The sequence below is a fragment of the Marinobacter profundi genome, assembly GCF_002744715.1.
Lineage (GTDB): Bacteria > Pseudomonadota > Gammaproteobacteria > Pseudomonadales > Oleiphilaceae > Marinobacter > Marinobacter profundi.
On the sequence record NZ_KZ319375.1, the window covers coordinates 129,116 to 151,300 of the forward strand.

20 protein-coding genes are annotated in these 22,185 nt (G+C 61.8%); 3 read left to right on the forward strand and 17 right to left on the reverse strand.

What is annotated here, in order from left to right:
• Window positions 1-25 precede the first annotated feature (25 nt).
• Both glnL and ntrC read left to right on the forward strand, forming a co-directional pair.
• Window positions 26-1,108 (forward strand): nitrogen regulation protein NR(II), encoded by a 1,083-nt coding sequence (gene glnL, locus CLH61_RS15810; protein WP_099615737.1) that lies wholly within the window; start codon window positions 26-28, stop codon window positions 1,106-1,108.
• Window positions 1,105-2,532 carry a nitrogen regulation protein NR(I) gene (gene ntrC, locus CLH61_RS15815; protein ID WP_099615738.1) on the forward strand — a complete coding sequence of 476 codons (1,428 nt, stop codon included), beginning with the start codon at window positions 1,105-1,107 and terminating at the stop codon, window positions 2,530-2,532. The genes glnL and ntrC overlap by 4 nt, the downstream gene beginning before the upstream one ends.
• Window positions 2,533-2,667: 135 nt before the next feature.
• Here ntrC and CLH61_RS15820 read toward each other — a convergent pair whose 3' ends face one another.
• From CLH61_RS15820 to CLH61_RS15895, 16 genes are all read right to left on the reverse strand, one after another.
• Window positions 2,668-5,670 carry a DUF6701 domain-containing protein gene (locus CLH61_RS15820; RefSeq protein ID WP_143752163.1) on the reverse strand — a complete coding sequence of 1,001 codons (3,003 nt, stop codon included), beginning with the start codon at window positions 5,668-5,670 and terminating at the stop codon, window positions 2,668-2,670.
• Window positions 5,667-6,098, reverse strand: coding sequence for a hypothetical protein (locus CLH61_RS15825; RefSeq protein ID WP_099615740.1), 432 nt, complete (start codon window positions 6,096-6,098; stop codon window positions 5,667-5,669). Before CLH61_RS15825 ends, CLH61_RS15820 begins: the two co-directional genes overlap by 4 nt.
• On the reverse strand, window positions 6,088-6,867 hold the full coding sequence (locus tag CLH61_RS15830) for a type II secretion system protein (RefSeq protein ID WP_099615741.1): 780 nt from the start codon (window positions 6,865-6,867) through the stop codon (window positions 6,088-6,090). The genes CLH61_RS15825 and CLH61_RS15830 overlap by 11 nt, the downstream gene beginning before the upstream one ends.
• On the reverse strand, window positions 6,867-7,364 hold the full coding sequence (locus tag CLH61_RS15835) for a type IV pilus modification PilV family protein (protein ID WP_099615742.1): 498 nt from the start codon (window positions 7,362-7,364) through the stop codon (window positions 6,867-6,869). Before CLH61_RS15835 ends, CLH61_RS15830 begins: the two co-directional genes overlap by 1 nt.
• Entirely contained in the window at window positions 7,361-7,867 is a 507-nt protein-coding gene (locus tag CLH61_RS15840; protein WP_322868272.1) for a pilus assembly FimT family protein, read from the reverse strand. The genes CLH61_RS15835 and CLH61_RS15840 overlap by 4 nt, the downstream gene beginning before the upstream one ends.
• A gap of 123 nt (window positions 7,868-7,990) precedes the next feature.
• Window positions 7,991-8,500, reverse strand: coding sequence for a type II secretion system protein (locus CLH61_RS15845; protein ID WP_099615743.1), 510 nt, complete (start codon window positions 8,498-8,500; stop codon window positions 7,991-7,993).
• 45 nt (window positions 8,501-8,545) lie between these two features.
• Window positions 8,546-9,067: a prepilin-type N-terminal cleavage/methylation domain-containing protein gene (locus CLH61_RS15850; RefSeq protein ID WP_099615744.1), complete on the reverse strand. Its 522-nt coding sequence runs from the start codon at window positions 9,065-9,067 to the stop codon at window positions 8,546-8,548.
• A 134-nt stretch (window positions 9,068-9,201) separates the two neighbouring features.
• On the reverse strand, window positions 9,202-10,431 hold the full coding sequence (locus CLH61_RS15855; RefSeq protein ID WP_099615745.1) for a type II secretion system F family protein: 1,230 nt from the start codon (window positions 10,429-10,431) through the stop codon (window positions 9,202-9,204).
• Between the two features lie 5 nt (window positions 10,432-10,436).
• Window positions 10,437-12,218 carry a GspE/PulE family protein gene (locus CLH61_RS15860; RefSeq protein ID WP_211289135.1) on the reverse strand — a complete coding sequence of 594 codons (1,782 nt, stop codon included), beginning with the start codon at window positions 12,216-12,218 and terminating at the stop codon, window positions 10,437-10,439.
• A 2-nt stretch (window positions 12,219-12,220) separates the two neighbouring features.
• Window positions 12,221-13,891 (reverse strand): pilus (MSHA type) biogenesis protein MshL, encoded by a 1,671-nt coding sequence (mshL, locus tag CLH61_RS15865; RefSeq protein ID WP_228152672.1) that lies wholly within the window; start codon window positions 13,889-13,891, stop codon window positions 12,221-12,223.
• A 42-nt stretch (window positions 13,892-13,933) separates the two neighbouring features.
• Complete coding sequence (locus CLH61_RS15870; protein ID WP_099615747.1) at window positions 13,934-14,272, reverse strand: hypothetical protein; 339 nt, start codon at window positions 14,270-14,272, stop codon at window positions 13,934-13,936.
• Window position 14,273: 1 nt separating this feature from the next.
• Window positions 14,274-14,927 (reverse strand): type II secretion system protein GspM, encoded by a 654-nt coding sequence (gspM, locus tag CLH61_RS15875; RefSeq protein WP_099615748.1) that lies wholly within the window; start codon window positions 14,925-14,927, stop codon window positions 14,274-14,276.
• Window positions 14,924-15,532, reverse strand: a complete 609-nt coding sequence (locus tag CLH61_RS15880) for a PilN domain-containing protein (RefSeq protein WP_099615749.1) — start codon at window positions 15,530-15,532, stop codon at window positions 14,924-14,926. Before CLH61_RS15880 ends, gspM begins: the two co-directional genes overlap by 4 nt.
• A complete protein-coding gene (locus CLH61_RS15885) occupies window positions 15,529-16,335 on the reverse strand; it encodes a type IV pilus biogenesis protein PilM (RefSeq protein ID WP_228152673.1) in 807 nt (268 codons plus the stop codon). Before CLH61_RS15885 ends, CLH61_RS15880 begins: the two co-directional genes overlap by 4 nt.
• Window positions 16,336-16,663: 328 nt before the next feature.
• Window positions 16,664-17,185, reverse strand: a complete 522-nt coding sequence (gene ssb, locus CLH61_RS15890; protein WP_099615750.1) for a single-stranded DNA-binding protein — start codon at window positions 17,183-17,185, stop codon at window positions 16,664-16,666.
• 59 nt (window positions 17,186-17,244) lie between these two features.
• The gene (locus tag CLH61_RS15895) at window positions 17,245-18,615 is read right to left on the reverse strand and encodes an MFS transporter (protein WP_099615751.1); all 1,371 of its coding nucleotides are present in this window, start codon (window positions 18,613-18,615) and stop codon (window positions 17,245-17,247) included.
• Between the two features lie 177 nt (window positions 18,616-18,792).
• Here CLH61_RS15895 and uvrA point away from each other — a divergent pair, with 177 nt between their 5' ends.
• Window positions 18,793-21,618: an excinuclease ABC subunit UvrA gene (uvrA, locus tag CLH61_RS15900; protein WP_099615752.1), complete on the forward strand. Its 2,826-nt coding sequence runs from the start codon at window positions 18,793-18,795 to the stop codon at window positions 21,616-21,618.
• A 158-nt stretch (window positions 21,619-21,776) separates the two neighbouring features.
• Here the strand turns inward: uvrA and rplQ are convergent, their stop codons facing one another.
• Window positions 21,777-22,172, reverse strand: coding sequence for a 50S ribosomal protein L17 (gene rplQ, locus CLH61_RS15905; RefSeq protein ID WP_099615753.1), 396 nt, complete (start codon window positions 22,170-22,172; stop codon window positions 21,777-21,779).
• Window positions 22,173-22,185: the final 13 nt, after the last annotated feature.

The window sequence follows — 22,185 nt, forward strand, 5'->3', positions numbered from 1 at the left end:
GCTGACACGTACAAGGGGAGCAACGATGGCAACCACTGCAGGCTACAAGAACATACTGGACAACCTGACGACAGCCGTCGTGGTGCTCAGTGCAGACCTGCGCGTCGAATACCTCAATCCGGCGGCCGAGAACCTCTTTGAGACCAGTATCACCCGCACCCTTGACCTTCCCGTGGACGAACTGCTGCTCGAATCCGCCGCCGCCCTGGACACGCTCCACGCCGCTGCGCTGAATGGCCAGTCCTACACCAAGCGCGAGGCCGAGTTCCTGCTCCCGAGCGGTACCCGGCTGACGGTGGATTATTCCGTATCCCCGATTGGCAGTGCGCCCCTGGAACTGCTGATGGAAGTTCAGCCCCGGGACCGCCTGCTGCGGATAAGCAGGGAAGAAGACATTATTTCCCAGCAGGAAACCACCCGCATTCTGGTGCGGGGCATGGCCCACGAGATCAAGAACCCGCTGGGCGGTATCCGCGGCGCGGCACAGCTGCTGGACCGGGAGCTTGCCGATGAAAGCCAGCGCGAATACACCCGGGTAATTATTGATGAGGCTGACCGGCTCCGCACGCTGGTGGACCGGATGCTCGGGCCCAACAAGGCCCTCAAGATCGCCCCCACCAACATCCACGAAGTGCTTGAGCGGGTCAAAACGCTGCTGGAAGCGGAGAGCCGTGGCCGGCTCACCTTTGTGCGGGACTACGACCCGAGCCTGCCGGAATTTCCGGGCGACAAGGAGCAGCTGATTCAGGCCTTCCTGAACATTGCCCGCAATGCCATGGAAGCGGCCTTCGAGAACCAGCCCGCCGGCGGCGGCAGCCAGTCACCAACCATTACCTTCCGCACCCGCGCGCTGCGCCAGTTCACCATCGGTCACAAACGCCACCGGCTGGTGTGCCGGATAGATGTTATCGACAACGGGCCGGGCATCCCCCCGGAGCTCCTGCAGAACATCTTCTACCCGATGATCAGTGGCCGGGCCAGCGGTACCGGTCTGGGCCTGTCCATCACGCAAAGCATCATTGGCCAGCATCGCGGGCTGGTGGAGTGCGAAAGTGAACCCGGTAAAACCGACTTCATTATCTTCCTGCCTCTGGAGGAGACAGCATGAGCCAACCGGCAAACGTATGGATAATCGATGACGATCGCAGCATTCGCTGGGTGCTGGAGCGCGCCCTGAGTCAGGCCGGTATGCTGCCACGGGTATTCGAGAGCGGTGACACCATTCTGATGCGCCTCGAACACGAACAGCCCGACGCCATCATCAGCGACATTCGCATGCCCGGGGTCGACGGCATCACCCTGCTGGCCAGCATTGTCGACGCCCACCCGGACATCCCGGTCATCATCATGACCGCCCACTCGGACCTGGAAAGCGCGGTGACCAGCTACCAGACCGGCGCTTTCGAATACCTGCCCAAACCCTTTGATGTGGACGACGCAGTCGCCCTGGTAAAGCGGGCGGTGGCCCACAGCCGCGAGCGGCGCGCCACCACCGAGCCGCAGCCTGACAGCGCCCAGCGCAACACCGAGATTATCGGCGAGGCGCCGGCGATGCAGGAGGTATTCCGGGCGATTGGCCGGCTGTCCCATTCCAACATCACGGTACTGATCAACGGCGAAAGCGGCACCGGCAAAGAGCTGGTCGCCCAGGCCCTGCACAATCACAGCCCCCGGGCCGGGCACCCGTTCATCGCCCTGAACATGGCCGCCATCCCCAAAGACCTGATCGAATCGGAGCTGTTCGGCCACGAAAAGGGTGCTTTCACCGGAGCGGGCGCTGCACGCCAGGGCCGCTTCGAACAGGCCAACGGCGGCACCCTGTTCCTTGATGAGATCGGAGACATGCCGGCGGACACCCAGACCCGACTGCTGCGGGTGCTGGCGGATGGCGAATTCTACCGGGTGGGCGGCACCACCCCGATCAAGGTGGATGTGCGGATCATCGCCGCCACTCACCAGGACCTGGAGAAACTGGTGCTGGCCGGTACCTTCCGGGAAGACCTGTTCCATCGCCTTAACGTGATCCGGGTCCATCTGCCGAAACTGGCCGAGCGCCGGGAAGATATTCCCCGTCTCATGCAGCACTTCCTCAAGCGGGCGGCCCGGGAGCTGGCGGTGGAGCCGAAGATTCTGCGTCCGGACGCCGAGGAATACCTCACCACCCTGCCCTGGCCAGGCAACGTCCGCCAGCTGGAGAATACCTGTCGCTGGCTGACCGTGATGGCCAGCGGCCGCGAGATCCATGTGGATGACCTGCCTCCGGAGCTGCTGCAGCAGGCCGAGGCGCCCGCTACCGGACTGACCTGGCAGGACGCCCTGAAGAACTGGGCAGACCAGGAACTGAAACGCGGTCACAAGGGCATCCTGGACACCGCCGTGCCCGAATTCGAGAAGATCATGATCGAGACCGCCCTCAGGCACACCGGTGGCCGGCGGCGGGATGCCTCCATTTTGCTGGGCTGGGGTCGTAATACCCTCACCCGCAAGATCAACGAACTCGGGCTGGATCACCCGGAGGACGACGAAGACTGACAGACAACTGCGGCAGGCCCTCAGCTCTGCCCCCGGTCCTGAGACGTTTATCCGGCCTTACCGCCGGGTCATAAATGGGGGAAACTTCGGGATCGGGGGCAGAGCTGAGGGCCTGCCGCAACAGGGCCACTACGATCACCGCTCCCGCCAGTAGATCACCCGGTCATGGCCGCGGAAGACTCCGAAGGTGGCCGTCGCCGCCGGATCCTCCAGAACACCATCCTGGTTCCAGTCACCTTCAAGCCATACCGGCACATCCCAGACCAGCCGATCAGTGCCACGGTCTCCGTTGGGTTGCAGCAACAGCGGACCCGCCATTCCACCTGCGAGCACGCCGGAACCGGCAACCAGCGAGTGATAGACCTGCGGATCGCTGATATCGCCGGTCGTCCACCCGCTGCAGCTGTCGTCGCTGTTGGTCACAAATCCGGATCCGTCCCAGTAGGAGGCGGCGAACGGCATGGCCAGCGCCGTCACTGTCTCCGGGCCGTAGACGTTGTCCAGCTGCAGGCGGCCGTAGCGCAGCGGGAACGACGCCGCCGGCCGGATAGCGGGCAACACCGTCGCGGTCACGCCATCACTGTCCGCCACGCGCTCGAGCATGATACGCAGATCCGGCTCAAACGGGCTTACCCGGCTGGCCGCGCTCTTGCCATAGGTGATCTGGTCCTCACCGGCAAACTGATAGACCATTTCCCCCGAACCCGATGCGGTACTCGTAAGCACCCCGGGTTCCAGGGAAACAGCAACGGGATACGGCTGAGCTCCGCGGGTGGTTGCGGTTGCATCTGTCACCGGTGCCTGCCGAACCACATCCGGCGCGGCCAGTTTGCGAAAGCCACCGAGGGTGTAGTTGCGGGTCTCGACAGTCTGCAAGTTATAGGGCGTGATAAACACCGCGGGGGTCAGGGACCAAGTTAGTGGCTGGCCGCTGTAGGCGAAGGGTGACGCCGTGCTGCAGGCCGCACCAAGCCGGCCGGAATCAATCTCCAGACCGAAATGGTCCGGAATAAACCGGCCAACACTGGCGGACTCGCCGCGCACCGCCGGAGCAATCCCCAGATAAGCCAGGTTGTCCGCCAGCAGCCTGATGATACCGACCTCGCTCCAGGTGAGGTCCGCCAGGGCGGCTACCCCACTGTCAAAGCTCGTCCCCGCAACCGTCAACGTACCCGATAGTACTCCGTCATTGCCGCCCAAAGGCGCTTCCAGAGCATGGGTTATCAAGACCCCCTGGGGCCACCCCTCCTTGCCATAACTGACGGTAGGATTGCCAGCCGCGCCAAGTGCTGTGACCCTGGCTTCGAAGGGCGAGCCGCTGACGGCAAACACCGGGCCGGCAGCATCCCCGGCCGCAGGATTGCCGGTCACCACCACGTCGAACCGGGCGGGCCTTACCGTCCACAGATCACTCATCCCCACCACAGGAATTGGCTGCCCGCCAGGATCGACAACGAAACCGGAACTGTCGTCCACCAGGTTCAGGCGGTACTGCCCGACATCGGTGGTACGCCACACAAGCCCTGCTTCCCCCTGAGAAAAGGACAGGGTCAGATTAGCGGCCCCGGGCGCGGTGTCCGGTAACGAGACCGGCATCGTGGCAGGCAGGGCGCCCTCAGCGACGGGTGGCTGCCCCGCCGGATCATCCGCACTGCGGGTCAGCCAGGCCTTGAGGGCAACCTCGCCTTCGTAGTCCGGAATCAGGCCACACTGGCCGTTATCCGGATCCTGACGAACCGCCTGCACCACCAGGCTGTGGTCGCGCTGAGCGATGAAATCCACACCGGTCGGATCAATACTGGTGATGGCCAGCGCGTTTTCCAGAAACCGGATCGCGCCCGAGACAATGGATGGGCTGCCCGAACTGTCAGTGACCGTGACCGTCAGCTCATCGGCGGTCGCACTGGCCAGACTGAGCGCCACCACGCCATTATCCGCCGCAGCGAACCGGTAGCTCGCAACACCCTCATTGGCCGGGCCCGGGCCAAGACTGCCGGACCCCGTTACCAGGCCCCAATTTCCCCGCCCCGAGCTGGTTTGCAGGAGGACCGTACCGTCATACCCTGACAGCACATCGCCAACAGCATTTACTGCCCGCACGGTGATCACCGCAGCCCCACAGACGCTGGCAACCGCCGGGGTATCGACAACGAATCCACCCAAAGGCGGCGCCGGGAGAATGTTGCCGATCCCCAGCTGGCTGGCAATCTGGCCATAGGGCGAGCCGGTTGCATCCCTGGCATTACTGAGGTTAACGCTGAAGCGGGTTTCTGCCGCCTGCCCCGTAACCAGGGTCGGTACGGTCACCGTCGCACTGGTTGCCCCGGCCGGTATCGTGAGGGTGCCACTGGTCGCAGTAAAGTCGATGCCGGCAACGGCGGTATCGCTGAGGGTGGCATAATCCAGCCGCAGCTCGGCCACCGCAGGTGTCAGCAGGGACACCGTAAAAACCGCGGGCTGGCCCTGGGCGACGGTGACGTTATCGATCGTGATCCCGGGGCCGCTGTCCCCGCCATCATTGGTGGTGCCTTCGGTGGTACCCGCCGCGTTGCCGGAGCGGAACCCCCAATCCCCGGCACCGTCCGGGGTACGCGCCAGCGTTTTGGTATTGGAGGACGGCGCCTGCCAGTCATAGGCGGGCGTGCAGGTGTTATCCTGCTGATGGTCATAGCTGCCCACCTGAAGGTAATCAATGGTCTGGCCATTGGCGGCCTTGAGGATAAGGTCCATCTGGTCAAAGTTGATGTAGTCCTCGGAGCTAATCAGGGATGCATCCGCGACCGCCCAGGGATAGGTCGAATCATCAAACGAAGCTAGGCTGATTTCACCGCTGCAGCGGTTTTCGACCAGATTGCCCTTGTTGTCATACAAGGGGCTGCAGACCTGAAGGGTCCAATCCTGGTAATCATCGCGGGTGATCATTGAGGAAAGGAATTTCACCTCAACCAGGCGGGTGTTGGTACCGCCCTGGGACAACTGGTGAACCTCGTTTATCGTCGCCAACCCCTTGTACTGGGGGGAACAGGCCGCCCGGAGGCCCTGGCTGAACAACAGGCCGCAGGCGAACACCAGGCAAAAACGAAGAATTGCCCTGGCACATCGGCCGTAAGGCGGCAAAGCAGGCAGCTGGAACCTCATCTGACCCCGACCTCCACGACCCGACTGGCCAATTCGTTACCCGTACCACACTGCCCCCTGCTGACCAGCGTGAAAACCTGGTTGCCGCCGCTGCCACCCAGGGGAACCGGTGCGGTGGCGGCGCAGCTGAGTGCAGCCTGACAGCCCCTGAGCCCGCCAACGCTAAACACCTGAACAGCCGGCACACCGGTGCAGCTGGCGGCATCCAGCACCTCCGCCACCGCCAGCTGCGCACCGCTTTCCGCGGCATGGAGCGCCCGCTGGGACTGGACCTGCAGGCTCACGGCCTGGCCGGTGCCCTGCTGCAGCTGTGCCATGCCGGCCACCAGCAGGGCCAGCACGGTGATGACAAACAGGGCAATGGGCAGGCCGATGCCCTGTTGCCGCCCGAAGGCGGGGGCAGAATGAGAACGGGGGTCAGGGCACATTGCGAATCTGTACCTCTTGGCTCACCGGCGTGGTTTCCCCGCTGCGGGGATCTTCCAGGACAAAGGCGAAACGGACCAGAGCGCCGCGCTGAAGGGTGGCTGGACTGAAGGCGAAATCGACGCTGCCGGCCAGGTTTGCCGCCACTACTTCCCGATTGCCTGTCAGCGGCGGTGCGGACTGGACCGGACTGACACCGTAACCGCTGTAGCGGAAAAGAAACCGGCCACTCTGGCACAGGCTGACCGGTGAACCGACAACGAACAGCCGCCGCTCGGGGGAGCGCTGGCTGAATCGGTGCGCCCCATCAAGCGTAATGACCGACGGTGACACGTCGTTGTCGATCGCGCTGATCGGGGTACTGACCGGGCCCGGATTAGCAGTGTTGTACAGGTCATTGGTGGCGGAGCCATACCCGTAGACCAGCGCCCGGGTGTTGCCCACCGGCGGAACCGTAGCAAAAGGCACCACTGTGATGTCGTCGAACCCCGGCCCCTGGCTGAGGCGGACATAGGTTGTAACTCCCTCTATCGGCAGCCACTCGATACAGGCGCCGGCGGTTCTTATGGAAAGCGGGAACGCGCTGCGCAGCTCCCGCGAGACCTGCTCACTGACCACTACGCTCTGCAACGCCCGCTGCTGCCGGGTACCGACATCCAGCGCGCCCCGGGTGGCCAGAGTGACAAACTGCACCGAAATGGCGGCGACGATCGCCAGCATCACGATCACCATCACCAGCTCAACGAGAGTAAAACCTGTCGACCGCCGCATCAGAAATTGGCCCGGTAAGCGGTAAAGCGCCAGTGTTGGCCGGAAGGATCGGTGATAGTGATATCCACACGCTTGGCGTCTTCCTCGGCCACACCGACCTCGGAACCGGCACAGGTCACCATGACGGCAACGGAAAAACCCCCATAACCCGGCAACGCACTATCTTCGCTGTCCTTCGGTGGGTTGTCCGTCAGGCCCGTGTAATCATCGGCGTCATCAAAGAACGGGCGGGCCTCACCATCGGGACCGGCGGTGATACAGTCCACTTCCGCCGCCGCGACTTTGCCGCCACCCACCGGGGTGGCCTCGTCATAATGGCGGGACAGAATCTCATCCATATACAGCTGGGACAATGCCACCGCACGGGTCTGGTTCAGCGGATCGGCACTGCGCCCGGTGATCACGGCAAAAGCGCCAACCACCCCGGCAATGGCCACGCCCAGTACCACGATGGTGATGATGAGTTCGACCAGGGTAACGCCGGACTGCCGCCTCACTGGCAGACTCCCGGATAGACCGCGCCGAGGGAGCTGAGGCACAGTTCAAACTGGCTGGCGCCGGAGATCCGGAACTCAAGGTTCTCGCGGGCAGCTGGCGCGGCGACCCGCCCCATATCGTCAAACGACACCGTCAGGCCCACGGCCGGAACAGCAGAAAAGACGCCGCCACTCACCCGGTAACTCAGGGAAGCCCCTTCCCGGGCCAGGGCGAAGGTATTGCCCCCGGCATCGAACTGAAGCTCGCCTGGCAACTGGCGAATGACCACGCGATTGGAAGTATTCCCCGCCAGCGCTGCCTGTTGGGCAAGCAGCGTGGCGGAGGAAAGCTGCTGGGTGGCCAGCAGTGGAGAGAAGGCGGAGCGGGTGGTGAACAGCCCGATGCCGAGTGCCGAGAGCACTCCGATCAGGATGATGACGATCACCAGCTCTACCAACGTGAAGCCTTTTATGCTCGCCGGATCACCACTACTTGCGCCATTCGTTATTAGCAATTGAGCCACACTTTGCGATGATGTCTAGGTCACGTATGGTCCCGCACACACATTGAAGCAGGCGATCTTTATTTCTGCCGATCCTGAATTAATTGCGGGCGCCGGTTCCACTAGACCGCTGCATATAGCCTACTAACAGCCAGTGATTGTGGCAGTAACGCTAGTCGGGGCTTCACTTCCGCTCGTGTCATTCGCCGCAGCATATTGAACTCTGCAAAGGCTAGATGAAGCGGCAGTACCATCGTCTGGCGAAATATAGTAAGTGATAGTCGCACTTTCGGCAGTACCACCGCCGTCAGCAGCTGAGACTTTGAATTCAGCACTAATCTGTGCGGCGTCACCAATTCCCGCCGCATTGGCAGTTGGGTACCCAGCAACCATCGTCACCGTCTTACCTTCCAAAACCACACTCGCATCAGGCCCTGCATTGTCCGCAGCCTGGCGCGCATGCGCAATTGCTGATGCCGAACGCATTGCCCCCGCGAGACCGTTTATTGAAGACACTCTTGCCTCGCCACCAAAATCCGCAAACCGCGGCAACGCAAACGCCGCCAGAATGCCCAGAATCACAATGACCATCACCAGCTCGATGAGGGTAAAGCCCTTTTCCTTTCTTGCGGCAATCACATGCATGGCTTTCATATCACTACTCCGAGGTTGAGTTACTATCTCTGATATCACTTTGTTTTAGTTGATATTTACACTGATCTCGCCAGTACTGGCATCGTACTGGATGTTGTCGCTACCACCGTTCAGGTTGTAGGCGAAGGTACACACGGAGGTCGCTGCCGAGGCGGTGTAATCGGTGGCGGTACCGGAGGCGGCAATGGTCGGCGCATTGGACTGCAGCAGCTCTTCCCACACCTGGACGCAACGGTCTGCGGTCATTACCGCGGAGCCGTCGGCTTCACCGGTGTAAGTTCCGGTGGAGGCGACCGCCCAGCCGCGACTGGAGACATTGATAATGCCGTTGCCAAAGCCCGCCACATTATCCACCGCCACAGTGCTGCCATTGGTGAGCCACTGCGCCTTCGCCAGGGCCACACCCGCACTCAGTGCACCGGACGTCGCCTTGATGCTTGAGACATGGGCTTCTTCCGACAACTGCGCAAAGCGTGGCAGGGCAAACGCCGCCAGGATGGCCAGGATGGCAATCACTACCACCAGTTCGATCAGGGTGAACCCCCGGTTTTGTTGCTTGTTGCTCATCACAACTCCTTGGTTGATTTATCAGTCAATTGTCTCACAACGCGCCTAATGCCCTAGATTTACCAGGGTTATTTCACCAGATTTAACAGAGGCCGGAGGCCAGTGCCCAGCGAACATCGCCGAAAGTCACCCACTCAGCCCCGCCCCATCGCCGCGGAGCCCAGGTCCCAGATCGGCAGGAATACGCCCAGCGCCAGTATCAGGACCAGAACGCCCATCGCCACAATCAGGATCGGCTCGATGGATTCCGCCAGCCGCTTGAGACCGTAATCGACGTCTTCATCGTAGAAATCCGCCACTTTCACCAGCATGTCGTCCACCGCACCGGTCTCTTCGCCGACTGCAATCATCTGCAGGATCAGCGGGGTGAACATGCCGCTGTTGCGGGCCGTACGCAGCAGGCTTTCACCCCGTTCGATGCCGGCCCGCATCCCCTTGATATGGGACGCCATCCAGGCATTGTCGGTGGCCTCCGCGCCGATGCTGAGGGCGTGGGTCACCGGCATCCCCGCAGCCAGCATGGCAGCGAAGTTACGGGCAAACCGGCTCAGGGTGATCAGCTCCAGCAACGGACCGATAATGGGGACCCGCAACTTGTAACGGTCCCAGGTCTGCCGGCCATCGTCGGTTGCTTTCCACTGCCGTACCAGGACGGCCACAGCGGCCACGGCAAACAGTGCAACGTGCCAGTACCCCAGCAAGGCGTTGGACGTACCGACCAGCACCTGGGTCAACAACGGCAAGTCCGCACCCAGCTTGGCGAACACCGTGGCAAACTTGGGAATAACCAGAAAGTTCACCACCAGCAATGCCGCCAGCAGAGCAATGACCACAAACGTCGGGTAACGCAGGGCCTGCTTCAGCCGACGGCGGGTATCCCGCTCCAGCTCCAGCATTTCTGCCAGCCGCTGGAAGGCGTCATCCAGCAACCCGGTGTTTTCGCCCACGTGGATCATCGCCACGAACAGTTCCGGAAAAACATCCGGGTGAGCCTGCATTGCGGTTGCCATGGTAGAGCCACCTTCCAGCCGGCTGGTGACATCCTCCAGCACCTCTGCCAGCACCGGCGACCGGGAGCTTTCCGCCAGCCCCCGCATGGTACGGATCAGCGGGATACCCGCCCGGGTCAACGCATGCATCTGGCGACAGAAAACAATCAGCTCGTCCAGGCCTACCTTGCGCCGGAACAGCGCCAGGCCGGCAGACTGCTCCAGGGTCGACGCCGGCTCCGCCTGCGGACGGATGCTCAGGGGCGTAATGCCCTGACGCAACAGTTCACTGGCTGCCGCTTCGGCACTGGCCGCGGCCAGATTGCCCTGACGGACTTCGCCTTTCGCTGTTTTGCCCCGGTAGCTGAACTGCATCGGCCTCAACCTTCCAACAGGCTTGCACGGTGATCCGGCGAATCCTCAACGCCTGCCCGAGCTTCATCAGGCGACAGTCCCGCATCCGCCGAAGCCGTCACCCTGGCCACTTCCTCCAGGGTTGTTACGCCCTGCAGGGCGTAATCCATCGCGCACTGGCCCAGGGGGCGGTAGAGCGGGCTCCGGCGGGCAGCGCGGGTGAATCCGGCGACATCCTGGCGCCGCAGGGCATCCAGCATGGCCTCGTTCATTTCCAGCATTTCATAGACCCCGATGCGCCCGCGATAACCGGTATGGCTGCAGTGATAACAGCCACTGCCCTGCACGAAGCCCGCTTGCCGGTCCGCCGGTGCCAGGTCAAAACTCGCCAGCCAGACCTTTTCCTGCTCCGTCGGCGTGTAGCTTTCGCTGCAGTTATCGCAAACCCGGCGCACCAGGCGCTGGGCCACCACCCCCAGCAGGGAACTGGCAACCAGGAATGGCTCAGCCCCCATATCGATCATCCGCAAGGCACTGCCCAGAGAGTCGTTGGTATGCAGGGTCGACAGTACCAGGTGGCCGGTCATGGCCGCCCGCAGGCCGATCTCCACGGTTTCCCGGTCCCGCATTTCGCCCACCAGAATAACGTCCGGGTCCTGACGCAGGCTGGCCCGCAACACACTGGCAAATTCCAGGCCGATGCGTGGGTTGACCTGGACCTGGGTGATCCGGGGCAGGCGGTATTCCACCGGGTCCTCGGCGGTAATGATCTTCACTTCGGGCCGGTTGAGCTCGGTCAGCGCGCCATACAATGTGGTGGTCTTGCCGCTGCCGGTGGGGCCGGTCACCAGGATCATGCCGTGGGGTTTGCGGATCATCCGGCGAAACCGCTCCAGCAGATGCGGCGGCATGCCGCCATTGTCCAGCCCCAGGCTGGCCTGGGAGTGATCAAGCAGGCGCATGACCACCGATTCACCGTACTGCACCGGCATGGTGGACACCCGGACGTCGATACTGCGCCCTTTCACCCGGACGTTGAACCGACCGTCCTGAGGCAGGCGTTTTTCGGAAATATTCAGCCCCGCCATCAGTTTGAGCCGCAGGACCACCGCCGAGTGGACCCGCTTTTCTTTCATCACCTGTTCCTGCAGCACCCCGTCAACCCGCTGACGAATGCGAATCACACTCTCATCCGGTTCGATGTGAATGTCCGAACTGCGGGCCTGGATGGCATCCTCGAACAGGGTCTGTAACAGCTTGACCACCGGCGCATCTTCGCTGGCGGAGGACGCTGACATCGTGGCCAGGTCAAACACATCATCGCTGAGCTCGTCTTCCAGCTCTTCCGCCAGCGAGGCGATCTCTTCAGTGCGGCGATAGACCATATCGAGGGTGCTGAGCAGCTCGCTCTCCCGGACCACCGCCTGACGCACCGGCTGTTTCAGCACCCGCACCAGCTCGTCGTAGGCGAAGATGTCCAGCGGGTCCGCCATGCCCACCAGCAGCTCCCCGGCCTGTTCGGCCAGCACGATGGCACGGAAACGACGGGCCAGGGCCTCCGGCAGCCGCTTCACCAGGGCACCGTCAAAGCGGTACTGGTTCAGCCGGACAAACGGTACATCCAGCTGGCGCGCCAGCAGGTTCATCAGCTCGATCTCGCCCACATAGCCGAGTTCCACCAGGGTGCGGCCGAGCTTTCGTCCGGTACGCTTCTGCTCTCCCAGGGCGGTGGCCAGTTGCGGCTCGGTAATCACCCCTTCCTGGATCAGCAGGTCACCAATCCGTAGCTTGCGTCTGGGTTCGTTCATCGTCATTCTTCAAGCCGGGGCTTGCGGGTAGCGGCAGCGTCGAGCGAGTCACGCAGCGCCTGCATCCGCTCGCGGCTCGCGGTGATGTCTGCTGCCACCGGCTCAACACCCGCCACCACCGGTCGCAACAGGATGACCAACTCGCTCTTGCGGGCAGTAAAGCGGCGCTGTTTGAACAGCTCTCCAAGCAGCGGAATGTCACTGAAGAAGGGCACCCCCGCGTTCTCATCCTCGCTGGTGTTCTGGATCAGGCCCCCGATCACCACGATCTGGCCGCTTTCGGCACGGATGATGCTATCGGTCTCGCGCACGGTACTGCGGGCCAGTGGCAGAGTGACATCCCGCTCGCCTACGGTGATGACTTTCTCCTGGTCACTGACTTCACTGACCGATGGATGGACGTGGAGCGTAATGGCACCGTCTTCCGAAATCTGCGGGGTTACATCCAGCGAGATCCCGGAGAAGAACGGGGTCAGCTCCACGGAGGTGGAGGTACGGTCGGTGGCGGTTATGGCCGAATTGTTTTCGTCAAAGTCGATGTCGGTGACAAAAAACTCGTCCGTCCCCACCTTGATCACCGCCTTCTGGTTATTCACCGTCGCAATTCGCGGGCTGGAAAGAATCTGCACGTTACCCTGCTTGCCGAGCAACTGGATCAGGCCGCTGAAATCCCCCGCCCTGACGCTGGCCGAGAACAGCCCACCAATGTCGGAGGCGGTGATCGTCTGGCCCGCGAGAGACTGGGCGGTAAAGTAATCGGCGCGGCCAGCGGCACTCTGCACATCGGACCAGTTGATGCCCTGCTGGTAGCCCTCATTGAGGGTGATTTCGAGGATCTTGGCTTCCAGCACCACCTGTCGCTGCATGATCAACTCGGTCCGGCGCAGGTACTCCTCGACCTGACGGAGGCGGTCAGCGGGCGCACGAACCATTACCAGGCCGGCCGCCGCATTGACGATCACCTGGTTATTATCGCCGTCACCAACAATCAGGCTCACCGCACGACTGATATCGCTCCAGAAATCCGATTCGGTGAGGGTCGCAATCTGGGTACCAACGGCATGGGCAGCACCGGGACCTGCGTCCCCGGCGCCATCGGTGCCATTGCCCCGGGCAGAGCTCACCTGACCTGAACTGACGCGTGTCTCAGAGCCGCCCTGGCGCTTCAGGTGCAGATAATCGACGGGAAACAGACGCGTCTGTGACTGGTTACTGCCAACTCTGAACAGCCGCCCGCGGCGCTGGATATCCAGGTTGTAGAGTTCACCGGCAATCTCCATCACTTCAGGCACAGTGACGTCCTGCAGCCGCAGCCGGATAGTGGCACTGACATCCGGATGAACCACCACGTTGTAACCGGTACCTTCCACGAGTGCCTGAAAGAACGCCTCAGCGCCCACATTACTGGCATTCACATCAAACCGCTCTTCAATCCCGGTCTCGCCGGCGACCGGCGGCAACAAAGTCTCGGCCTGCGCATCGGGAAGGGCAACCGGCGCCGCGCCCGCAGACGGCCCGGCAGGCGCGGCCTGTTCGGCCTGTGCCAGGGCCTGGTCAATGGCGGCCGCGGCATCGCTGGACATCGTCTGCGATGAACGCATCGACGGGTGGGTACTGCAGGCCGAGACCAGCACGACCAGGGCCAGAGAAGTCAGTAGTCGGAACGTTGTCATGGATACCCTAATTTGTTATTCGTCTGAGCCTTCGCGGTGCGGTCAGTTCGACTGCCTAATCTGCGGAAGCGCTTCCAACCGAATTACCCGGACACGTCCCTGATCCAGTAACTCCACATTATCGGGATGAACCCGCAGCAGGCGGACCCCGTCAAATCGCTGTCCCTCCTGCCGAACCTGGCCGTCGATGATCGCAAACCGGCGTTGTTTGCCCAGCATCACCGAGCCGAGCGTGAAATTTCGCTGCGGCGTGGCGGCACGCTGCTGAACTTCGCCCGCCGGTGGCCGGGTGGGGTCGGTCAGCGGCCGGGCCGAAGCAGGGGCAGTCGCCAGCCCGAACAGGGTCGAGACGACTATTACAACCCGGCAGATCAGCCTCATCTCACACTCCCAGCCAGGCCCGTTGCAGGCTCAGGGTACGAACCCGGATCCGCGCCTCGCCCTGTGGGAACCGCTCGACCCGGTAATCCAGCCGTGCCCAGCCCAGCCGCTGGTCCAGCGCCTCCAGCTCCTGCAGGTAACCCAGCACGCCCAGGTAACCACCGGATACCGTCAGTTCCACTTCATGGGCATACAGCAAAGGTTCTGCCGCCTGCCCTTCCGCCCCCTCGCCATATACGGGAAGAGGGGCAAGCAGCTCCACACCCGTCAACTCCAGATCAGCCCGTGCCACCAGCATGTCCTGCAGCAATGCCACCATGGCGCGAGGTGCAATCAACCGATCCGTTGCATCCGCAAGGTCACTGTCCAGCCCGGCCAACCGCTGTTTTCGTAACGCCAGCGTCTGTCGCAGTTCGGCGGACGGATCCGCCGCATACTGTCGCTGCATTTCTGTCAGCTGGCTTTGCAAATCCCGAACCTGGCGGCGGGAATTCTCGACGGACATTTCCAGCACCCGGTTTTGCTGCCAGACCGGAGCGACGACCAGCTCCCAGCCAACAAACACGATCACGACCAGGATGGTAATCAGCAACAGCACCCGCTCCCGCAGCGCTCGCCCATTGAACCACTCTGCCCCCTGACGGAACGCGTTCATGAATTGTCTCCGGCTGTGCCCCGGGCGCCGACACGAAACTCGATCCAGTCCCCTGACGGGTCACGGGCCAGCCGGAAGCTCTCGAAGGTTCGCCCCTCAAACACAGATTCGTTACCCAGTTTTTCGAGGTACAGCGGGACCAGGTTGCCATGCCGGGAACGGCCTTCCAGGAGTACCTGGTCCGACAACAAGTCGAGTTCAACACGGGTCAGCCAGAGTTCAGGGGGCACCTGACGCGCCAGTGCGGCCAGGTAGGCGGAAAAGTTACCGCCCTCGCGGGCAACCAGGGTCTCCACTTCAGCCAGCAAACGCCTGCGCTGCTCGAGGCTGCGATCGAGGCGGGTCAGTTCCTGCTCCAGTCGCGGATCATCCCGGCGGGCGGCCAGCTCGGTGGCCAGCTTCTCAACGTCAGATCCCAGGGAAGCCACTTGCTGCGTCAGGCCGGCCAGAACCGATTCGTTGCCGGTGACGGCCCGCTGTTGCAGCACCGCAACCAGCACCGGCAACAGCACCGCCAGCAGCACCAGCGCCAATGCTGCGCCCGCCTGCAGCGGCTCCCGCTGCGGCCTGAGGTCATCACGATAGAGATTGACCTGTTGCCTCATGCTGCCTGCTCTCCGGGGAGGCTGGCGGCGGTGTCCGGCTCGCCAAGAGCGGCACTCCACGGCAGCACACAGTGGCTGCCCGGCACCGGATCCACCCCCAGCCGGGCCCAGTCCGGCGCCACAACGGCAAGGGTCATGTTGGCGGACAACCTGTCCGCCAACGACAGCCCGGCATCTTCAGCCAGCAACTGGATACTCGCCGGCGGCACCTGGCCAAGCTGGCTTTCGTAGTAATCCATAGAACGTTGAATCTCCAGCGCCAGGCCCTGGACTGCCTGGCCCTGAAGGGTCTCATCGCGCAAGGCTGCGGACGAGACCTCCAACCGACGGGACAGGTAAAGACTGCCACCGCGGCAAATCACCAACTGGCCATAGTGTTCCCGCAGGTGAACCAGGGCAACGCCGCGACCACCATCGTCCAGTGCCGCAGCGAGGTTGCGCAGGGCAAGTTCGGCAACCTCAATGGCGCGCATCCGCAAACCACAACGGTCAATCAGGGCAATCGGGTTCTGGAGCCTCGCTTTATGCGCGGCGACGACATTGATCTGGCGGCCCTGCCCCCGCGACGCGTTGGCGGGAAGCGGGAAAACATCGCAGACCGCTTCCGAAGGTGGGTAGTCGAGAAAGTCCCGCAACCGCCATTTGACCCCGTCCGCCAGTTCACCATCCTCAAGGCCATCCGGGCGATCAAGCTGGAACACCTGGTATTGGTCCATCGGCAGCACCAGGGTTGCGGGCGCACCTTTCCAACCCTGACGATCGACCAGGTCCCGCAAGGTTTCTGCAGGGTTATCTGGCGGCATGGCACAGCTGCCGCACCGGGGCCACGCTCCGTTGCCTGTGACCGCCCAGGCAATGTGGTCAGCCCCGAGTTCAAGAAAAACCTGCGCATCAGGGTTTCCGCGGTTGAACAACCTTCGCATCAGGGAGAGAGCCACACGTCAACCTATGATTTGGGAATGGCAGAAGAGGCCGCATCATAGATTAAAAAATGTACTCAACTCCATGCATTTGTGAAGGATTTCACGAGTTTTTGCAGGTCAGATACAAAAAACCCTCCACAAAGGAGGGTTTTTTCAATTCCGCCAACAAGTTGGCACCCTGGCGGACCGGGGCACCAATTCACCTTTATCAGAACGGAATATCGTCGTCAAAATCATCAACCGGTTCAGGCATGCCACCCTGGGCGGGCGGCTGGTTGTAACCACCGGACTGCTGGCCGCCCTGATTGCTGGCCGGCGCGTTGTAATTGCTTTGTTGCTGGGGACGCCCTGCCGGTGCCCCCTGGTTCATGCCGCCTTCGCCACCACGACTGTCCAGCATCTGCATCTGGCCATTGATGTCCACCACCACCTCGGTGGTGTAGCGGTCCTGACCATCCTGCCCCTGCCATTTGCGGGTCTGCAACTTGCCTTCGATGTAGACCTTGGACCCTTTCCGCAGGTATTGCCCGGCCACCTCGGCGATCTTGCCGAACAGCACAATACGGTGCCATTCGGTTTTCGGAACCATCTGCCCGGTCTGACGGTCCTTGTAACTCTCGTCGGTAGCCAGGTTAAGGTTGACGACCGCGTTCCCATTCGGGGTATAGCGGGTTTCCGGGTCCTGCCCCAGATTGCCGATCAGAATAACCTTGTTTACGCCTCGTGCCATGTTCTGCTCCTGACTCTGTTTCATCTCGACACCGGCATCCCTGCCGGTCTTTTAGGAATTCAAGAAGCGTTACCCTGACTGACAAACGGAAAGTCTGCAAGTAACCCTTCATCAAAATACAGGCGATCGACCTTGAGGTACGCCGTCCGGGCATCCTCAAGAATCACCACATCATGTACACCGGGAAGACCTCTCAGTGCTTCATCAATGGCATCCGCCTGATCGCCCGCTGCTGCCCGCAACTGTACCACGAAACTGGTAGCATGGCGCGGCGTTGGCATGGTAACGGCGACAACCAGCCAAAGCAGCAGAATCCCGGTCATCAGCCAGAGTACACCGGCTAGCCCGACCTCCTGCAGCAGCAGTCCACCAAGAGATCCGCCAAGGAATGCACCGAGGAACTGGGACGTTGAATACACGCCCATTGCAGTACCCTTACTGGCCGCCGGCGCCTCCTTGCTGATCAGCGATGGCAGGCTTGCCTCAAGCAGATTGAAGGCCATGAAAAAAAAGAAAAACACCAGCCACGCCACCACCAGCCCACCGGGTACCAGCCGGATCGCCGCCGTCGCCAGCGTCAGCATGGCTATGGCACCGCACAGCACCAACTTCATGCGGCGCTGCTTTTCCGCAATGATGATGAATGGCACCATCGCGAAAAAGGACGTCACCATCACCGTCAGGTAAAACCACCAGTGGGAGCTTGCCGCCAGTTGCAAGCGGTCCTGCAACAATGTCGGCACCAGCAGAAAAACAGCCGTCAGGACCAGGTGCAGCGCAAAGATACCGAAATCCAGCCTCAGCAGGCGGGGGTTACGAAGTACCTGTGACAGCATTTCCCGCGCCGGGTGAGTATCCGGGCTCCTGCGCTGCAGGTGGGGGTTCGGCACCACTCGATTGACGACCACCAGGGCCGCCACCGCCAGTACCGCGGTGGTATAGAAGATTCCCGCCAGCCCGAACATCGAACCCAGCAGGGGCCCCAGAACCAGGGAGACCGAGAATGACAGCCCGATCGAGATACCGACGCTCGCCATCGCCTTGGTGCGTTCTTCCTCCCGCGTCAGATCGCTGAGCAAGGCCATCAGCACACTGGCGATGGCACCACTGCCCTGAAGGATCCGTCCGGCAATCACACCGTATATCGACTCCGAAGCTGCCGCCAGCAGACTACCCGCGGCAAACAGGATGAGACCGATGTAGATCAGCCGCTTGCGGCCGAAGCGATCGGACAGCAGCCCGAATGGTACCTGCAGCAGTGCCTGACTGAGTCCGTAGGCACCGATGGCAAGACCGATCAGTGCGGGAGTGGCGCCGGCAAGGTCATCACCCAGTAACACAAATACCGGCATGACCATGAACAGGCCGAGCATACGCATGGCGTAGATCGATGCCAGTGCTGCTACCGAGCGCCTTTCAAGTGCATTCATACCGCAGAGGAACCTCTTCGTCTCGGACCGGGAGGCAGGAAACCGCGGGGCTCGCTGCCGGAGAGCGCGCATTGTAACAGAAGGTCACGAACCGGGCATTGCCCGTTCCGGCCAGCTCATTTTCCCCGTGACGGGGTATACACGGTATAATGGCCGTTTTTGTCTTCGAGGCGTTTTATGGACCATATCCAGATCAAAGGGGCACGCACCCACAACCTGAAGAACATCGACCTGGATATGCCACGGGACAAGCTGATCGTGATTACCGGCCTGTCCGGGTCCGGCAAATCCTCCCTGGCTTTTGATACCCTGTATGCCGAAGGACAGCGCCGTTACGTGGAGTCGCTGTCCACCTACGCACGCCAGTTCCTGTCGATGATGGAAAAGCCTGACGTGGACCATATCGAGGGGCTGTCCCCGGCCATATCCATCGAGCAGAAGTCCACCTCCCACAACCCCCGCTCCACGGTTGGCACCATTACCGAGATCTACGACTACCTGCGCCTGATGTTCGCGCGCGCCGGCGAGCCCCGTTGCCCCGAACACGGCCAGCCTCTGGAAGCACAGACCGTGAGCCAGATGGTCGATCAGGTCCTGGCGATGCCGGAGGACAGCAAACTGATGATCCTCGCCCCGGTGATCCGTGACCGCAAAGGTGAACACCTGCAGGTGATCGACACTATGCGAAGCCAGGGTTTTATCCGGCTGCGGATTGATGGCGTGGTGTATGACATTGACGACGTGCCCGCCCTGGATAAAAAGCGGAAACACCAGATCGACGTGGTCGTCGATCGCTTCAAGGTCAAACCCGGCCTCGAACAGCGTCTGGCGGAGAGTTTCGAAACCGCCCTCGAGCTGGCTGACGGCATCGCCCTGGTTGCTCCGATGGACGGCGAAGGCGAGGAGCACACTCTGTCCGCCCGTTACGCCTGTACCCAATGCGGCTATGCCCTCAGTGAGCTGGAACCACGACTGTTCTCCTTCAACAACCCCGCCGGTGCCTGCCCGACCTGTGACGGCCTCGGAGTCAAACAGTTCTTTGACCCGGAAAAAATTGTCCAGCACCCGGAGGCTACGCTGGCCGAAGGTGCCATCAAAGGCTGGGACCGGCGCGCGGTATACTATTTCCAGATGCTGGTGAGTGTTGCCGAACACTATGGCGTCGATATGGACACGCCCTGGGACGACCTGCCACAGAACTTCCGTGAAACCCTGCTGTACGGTTCCGGCAAGGAAGACATCCCGTTCCGCTATGTAAATTCCCGCGGCCACATCATGGAGAAGGCCCATCCATTCGAGGGCATCCTGCCCAATCTCGAACGCCGCTACCGCGAGACCGATTCCCAGAGCATGCGGGAGGAGCTGGCACGCAACCTCAGCACCCAGCCCTGCAAAGACTGCGGTGGCTCCCGGCTGCGCATCGGAGCCCGCCACGTATTCATTGAGGAGAACAACCTGCCGGCGATTACCCGTCTGCCGGTGGGTGAAGCACACCGCTATTTCGAAACCCTCAACCTGCCCGGACGGCGGGGCGAGATCGCCGAAAAGATCCTCAAGGAAGTCCGCCAGCGGCTGCAGTTCCTGGTCAATGTCGGCCTCGAGTACCTCACCCTCGAGCGCAGCGCTGACACCCTGTCCGGCGGTGAAGCCCAGCGTATCCGCCTGGCCAGCCAGATTGGCGCCGGCCTGGTCGGCGTCATGTACATCCTGGACGAGCCCTCCATTGGCCTGCACCAGCGTGACAACGACCGCCTGCTGGCCACGCTTACCCACCTGCGGGATCTCGGCAACACAGTGATTGTGGTGGAACACGACGAAGACGCCATCCGCGCGGCCGACTTTGTCATCGACATCGGCCCCGGCGCCGGCGTCCACGGCGGCCAGGTGGTGGCACAAGGCACACCGGAGCAGATTATCAGCAACCCTGACTCGCTCACCGGTCAGTATCTATGTGGCACCCGGGAAATCGCCGTGCCCGGAGAACGGCAGCCCGGCAACGGCCAGTTGCTCACACTGAAAGGCGCCACCGGCAACAACCTCCGGGATGTTACCCTCAATATCCCGCTTGGCGTGATGACCTGCGTGACCGGAGTTTCCGGCTCAGGGAAGTCCACCCTGATCAATGGGACCCTGTATCCGGTGGCAGCCGCCAAGCTCAACAAGGCTACCAGCCTCAGCCATGCCCCCTACGGGCAACTCGATGGCCTCGAGCACCTGGACAAGGTGATCGATATCGATCAGAGCCCGATCGGCCGGACACCGCGGTCGAACCCGGCCACCTATACCGGCCTGTTCACCCCGATCCGGGAATTGTTCTCCGGCACCCAGGAAGCCCGTTCGCGGGGCTACAAACCGGGCCGGTTCAGCTTCAACGTGAAGGGCGGACGTTGCGAAGCCTGCCAGGGCGACGGCGTCATTAAAGTGGAAATGCACTTTTTGCCGGACATTTACGTTCCCTGCGACGTTTGCAAGGGCAAGCGCTACAACCGGGAAACCCTGGAGGTCCGCTACAAGGGCAAGAACATTCACGAGGTGCTGGAAATGACTGTCGAGGAAGGCCGCGAGTTCTTCGATGCGGTCCCCTTCCTGGCGCGCAAACTACAAACGCTGATTGACGTGGGGCTATCTTATATCCGCCTTGGCCAGAGCGCCGTGACCCTGTCAGGGGGCGAAGCCCAGCGCGTGAAGCTTGCCAAGGAACTGTCCAAACGGGATACCGGTAAGACGCTCTACATCCTCGATGAACCAACCACCGGGCTGCACTTCTACGATATCCAGCAGCTGCTCAACGTCTTGCAGCGACTGCGCGACCATGGCAACACCATCGTCGTGATCGAACACAACCTGGATGTCATCAAGACCGCCGACTGGATCGTCGATCTGGGGCCGGAAGGCGGCTCCGGCGGTGGCCAGATCATTGCCGAGGGTACACCGGAGGCGGTCGCCGATAACCCGGCATCCCATACCGGCCGCTACCTGAAGAAACTGCTGCCGGCGTCTTGACCATCTAACCACCGTCTCGCCGGCAAACCGCACGGGCGCCCACCGGGGGCCCAGGGGATCCTTTCCCTGCCCCCGCCGCGAGTACCAATCACAGACACAAAAAAACCGGAGGCCCTGAGGCTTCCGGTTTTTTTGTGATCTGAACGACCGCGAAGAACTTACTCTTCGTCGTCCATCTCTTCTGCTTCGACGTCCAGCGGACGGCCGACCAGCTCAACAAATGCCATAGGGGCATTGTCGCCGGCACGGAAGCCACACTTGAGGATACGCAGGTATCCACCAGGACGCTCGCTGTAACGGGGGCCCAGCTCATCAAACAGCTTGGCAACCGCTGCATCGTTACGCAGGCGCGCAAACGCCAGACGACGATTCGCGACCGAATCATTTTTAGACAGCGTGATCAACGGCTCAGCCACCCGGCGAAGTTCCTTCGCTTTCGGGAGAGTCGTTTTGATCAGCTCGTGCTCAACCAGTGACGCAGTCATGTTACGGAACATGGCCTTGCGATGCGCACTGGTCCTGTTGAACTTACGACCACTCTTACGATGACGCATTGCTCTGATTCCT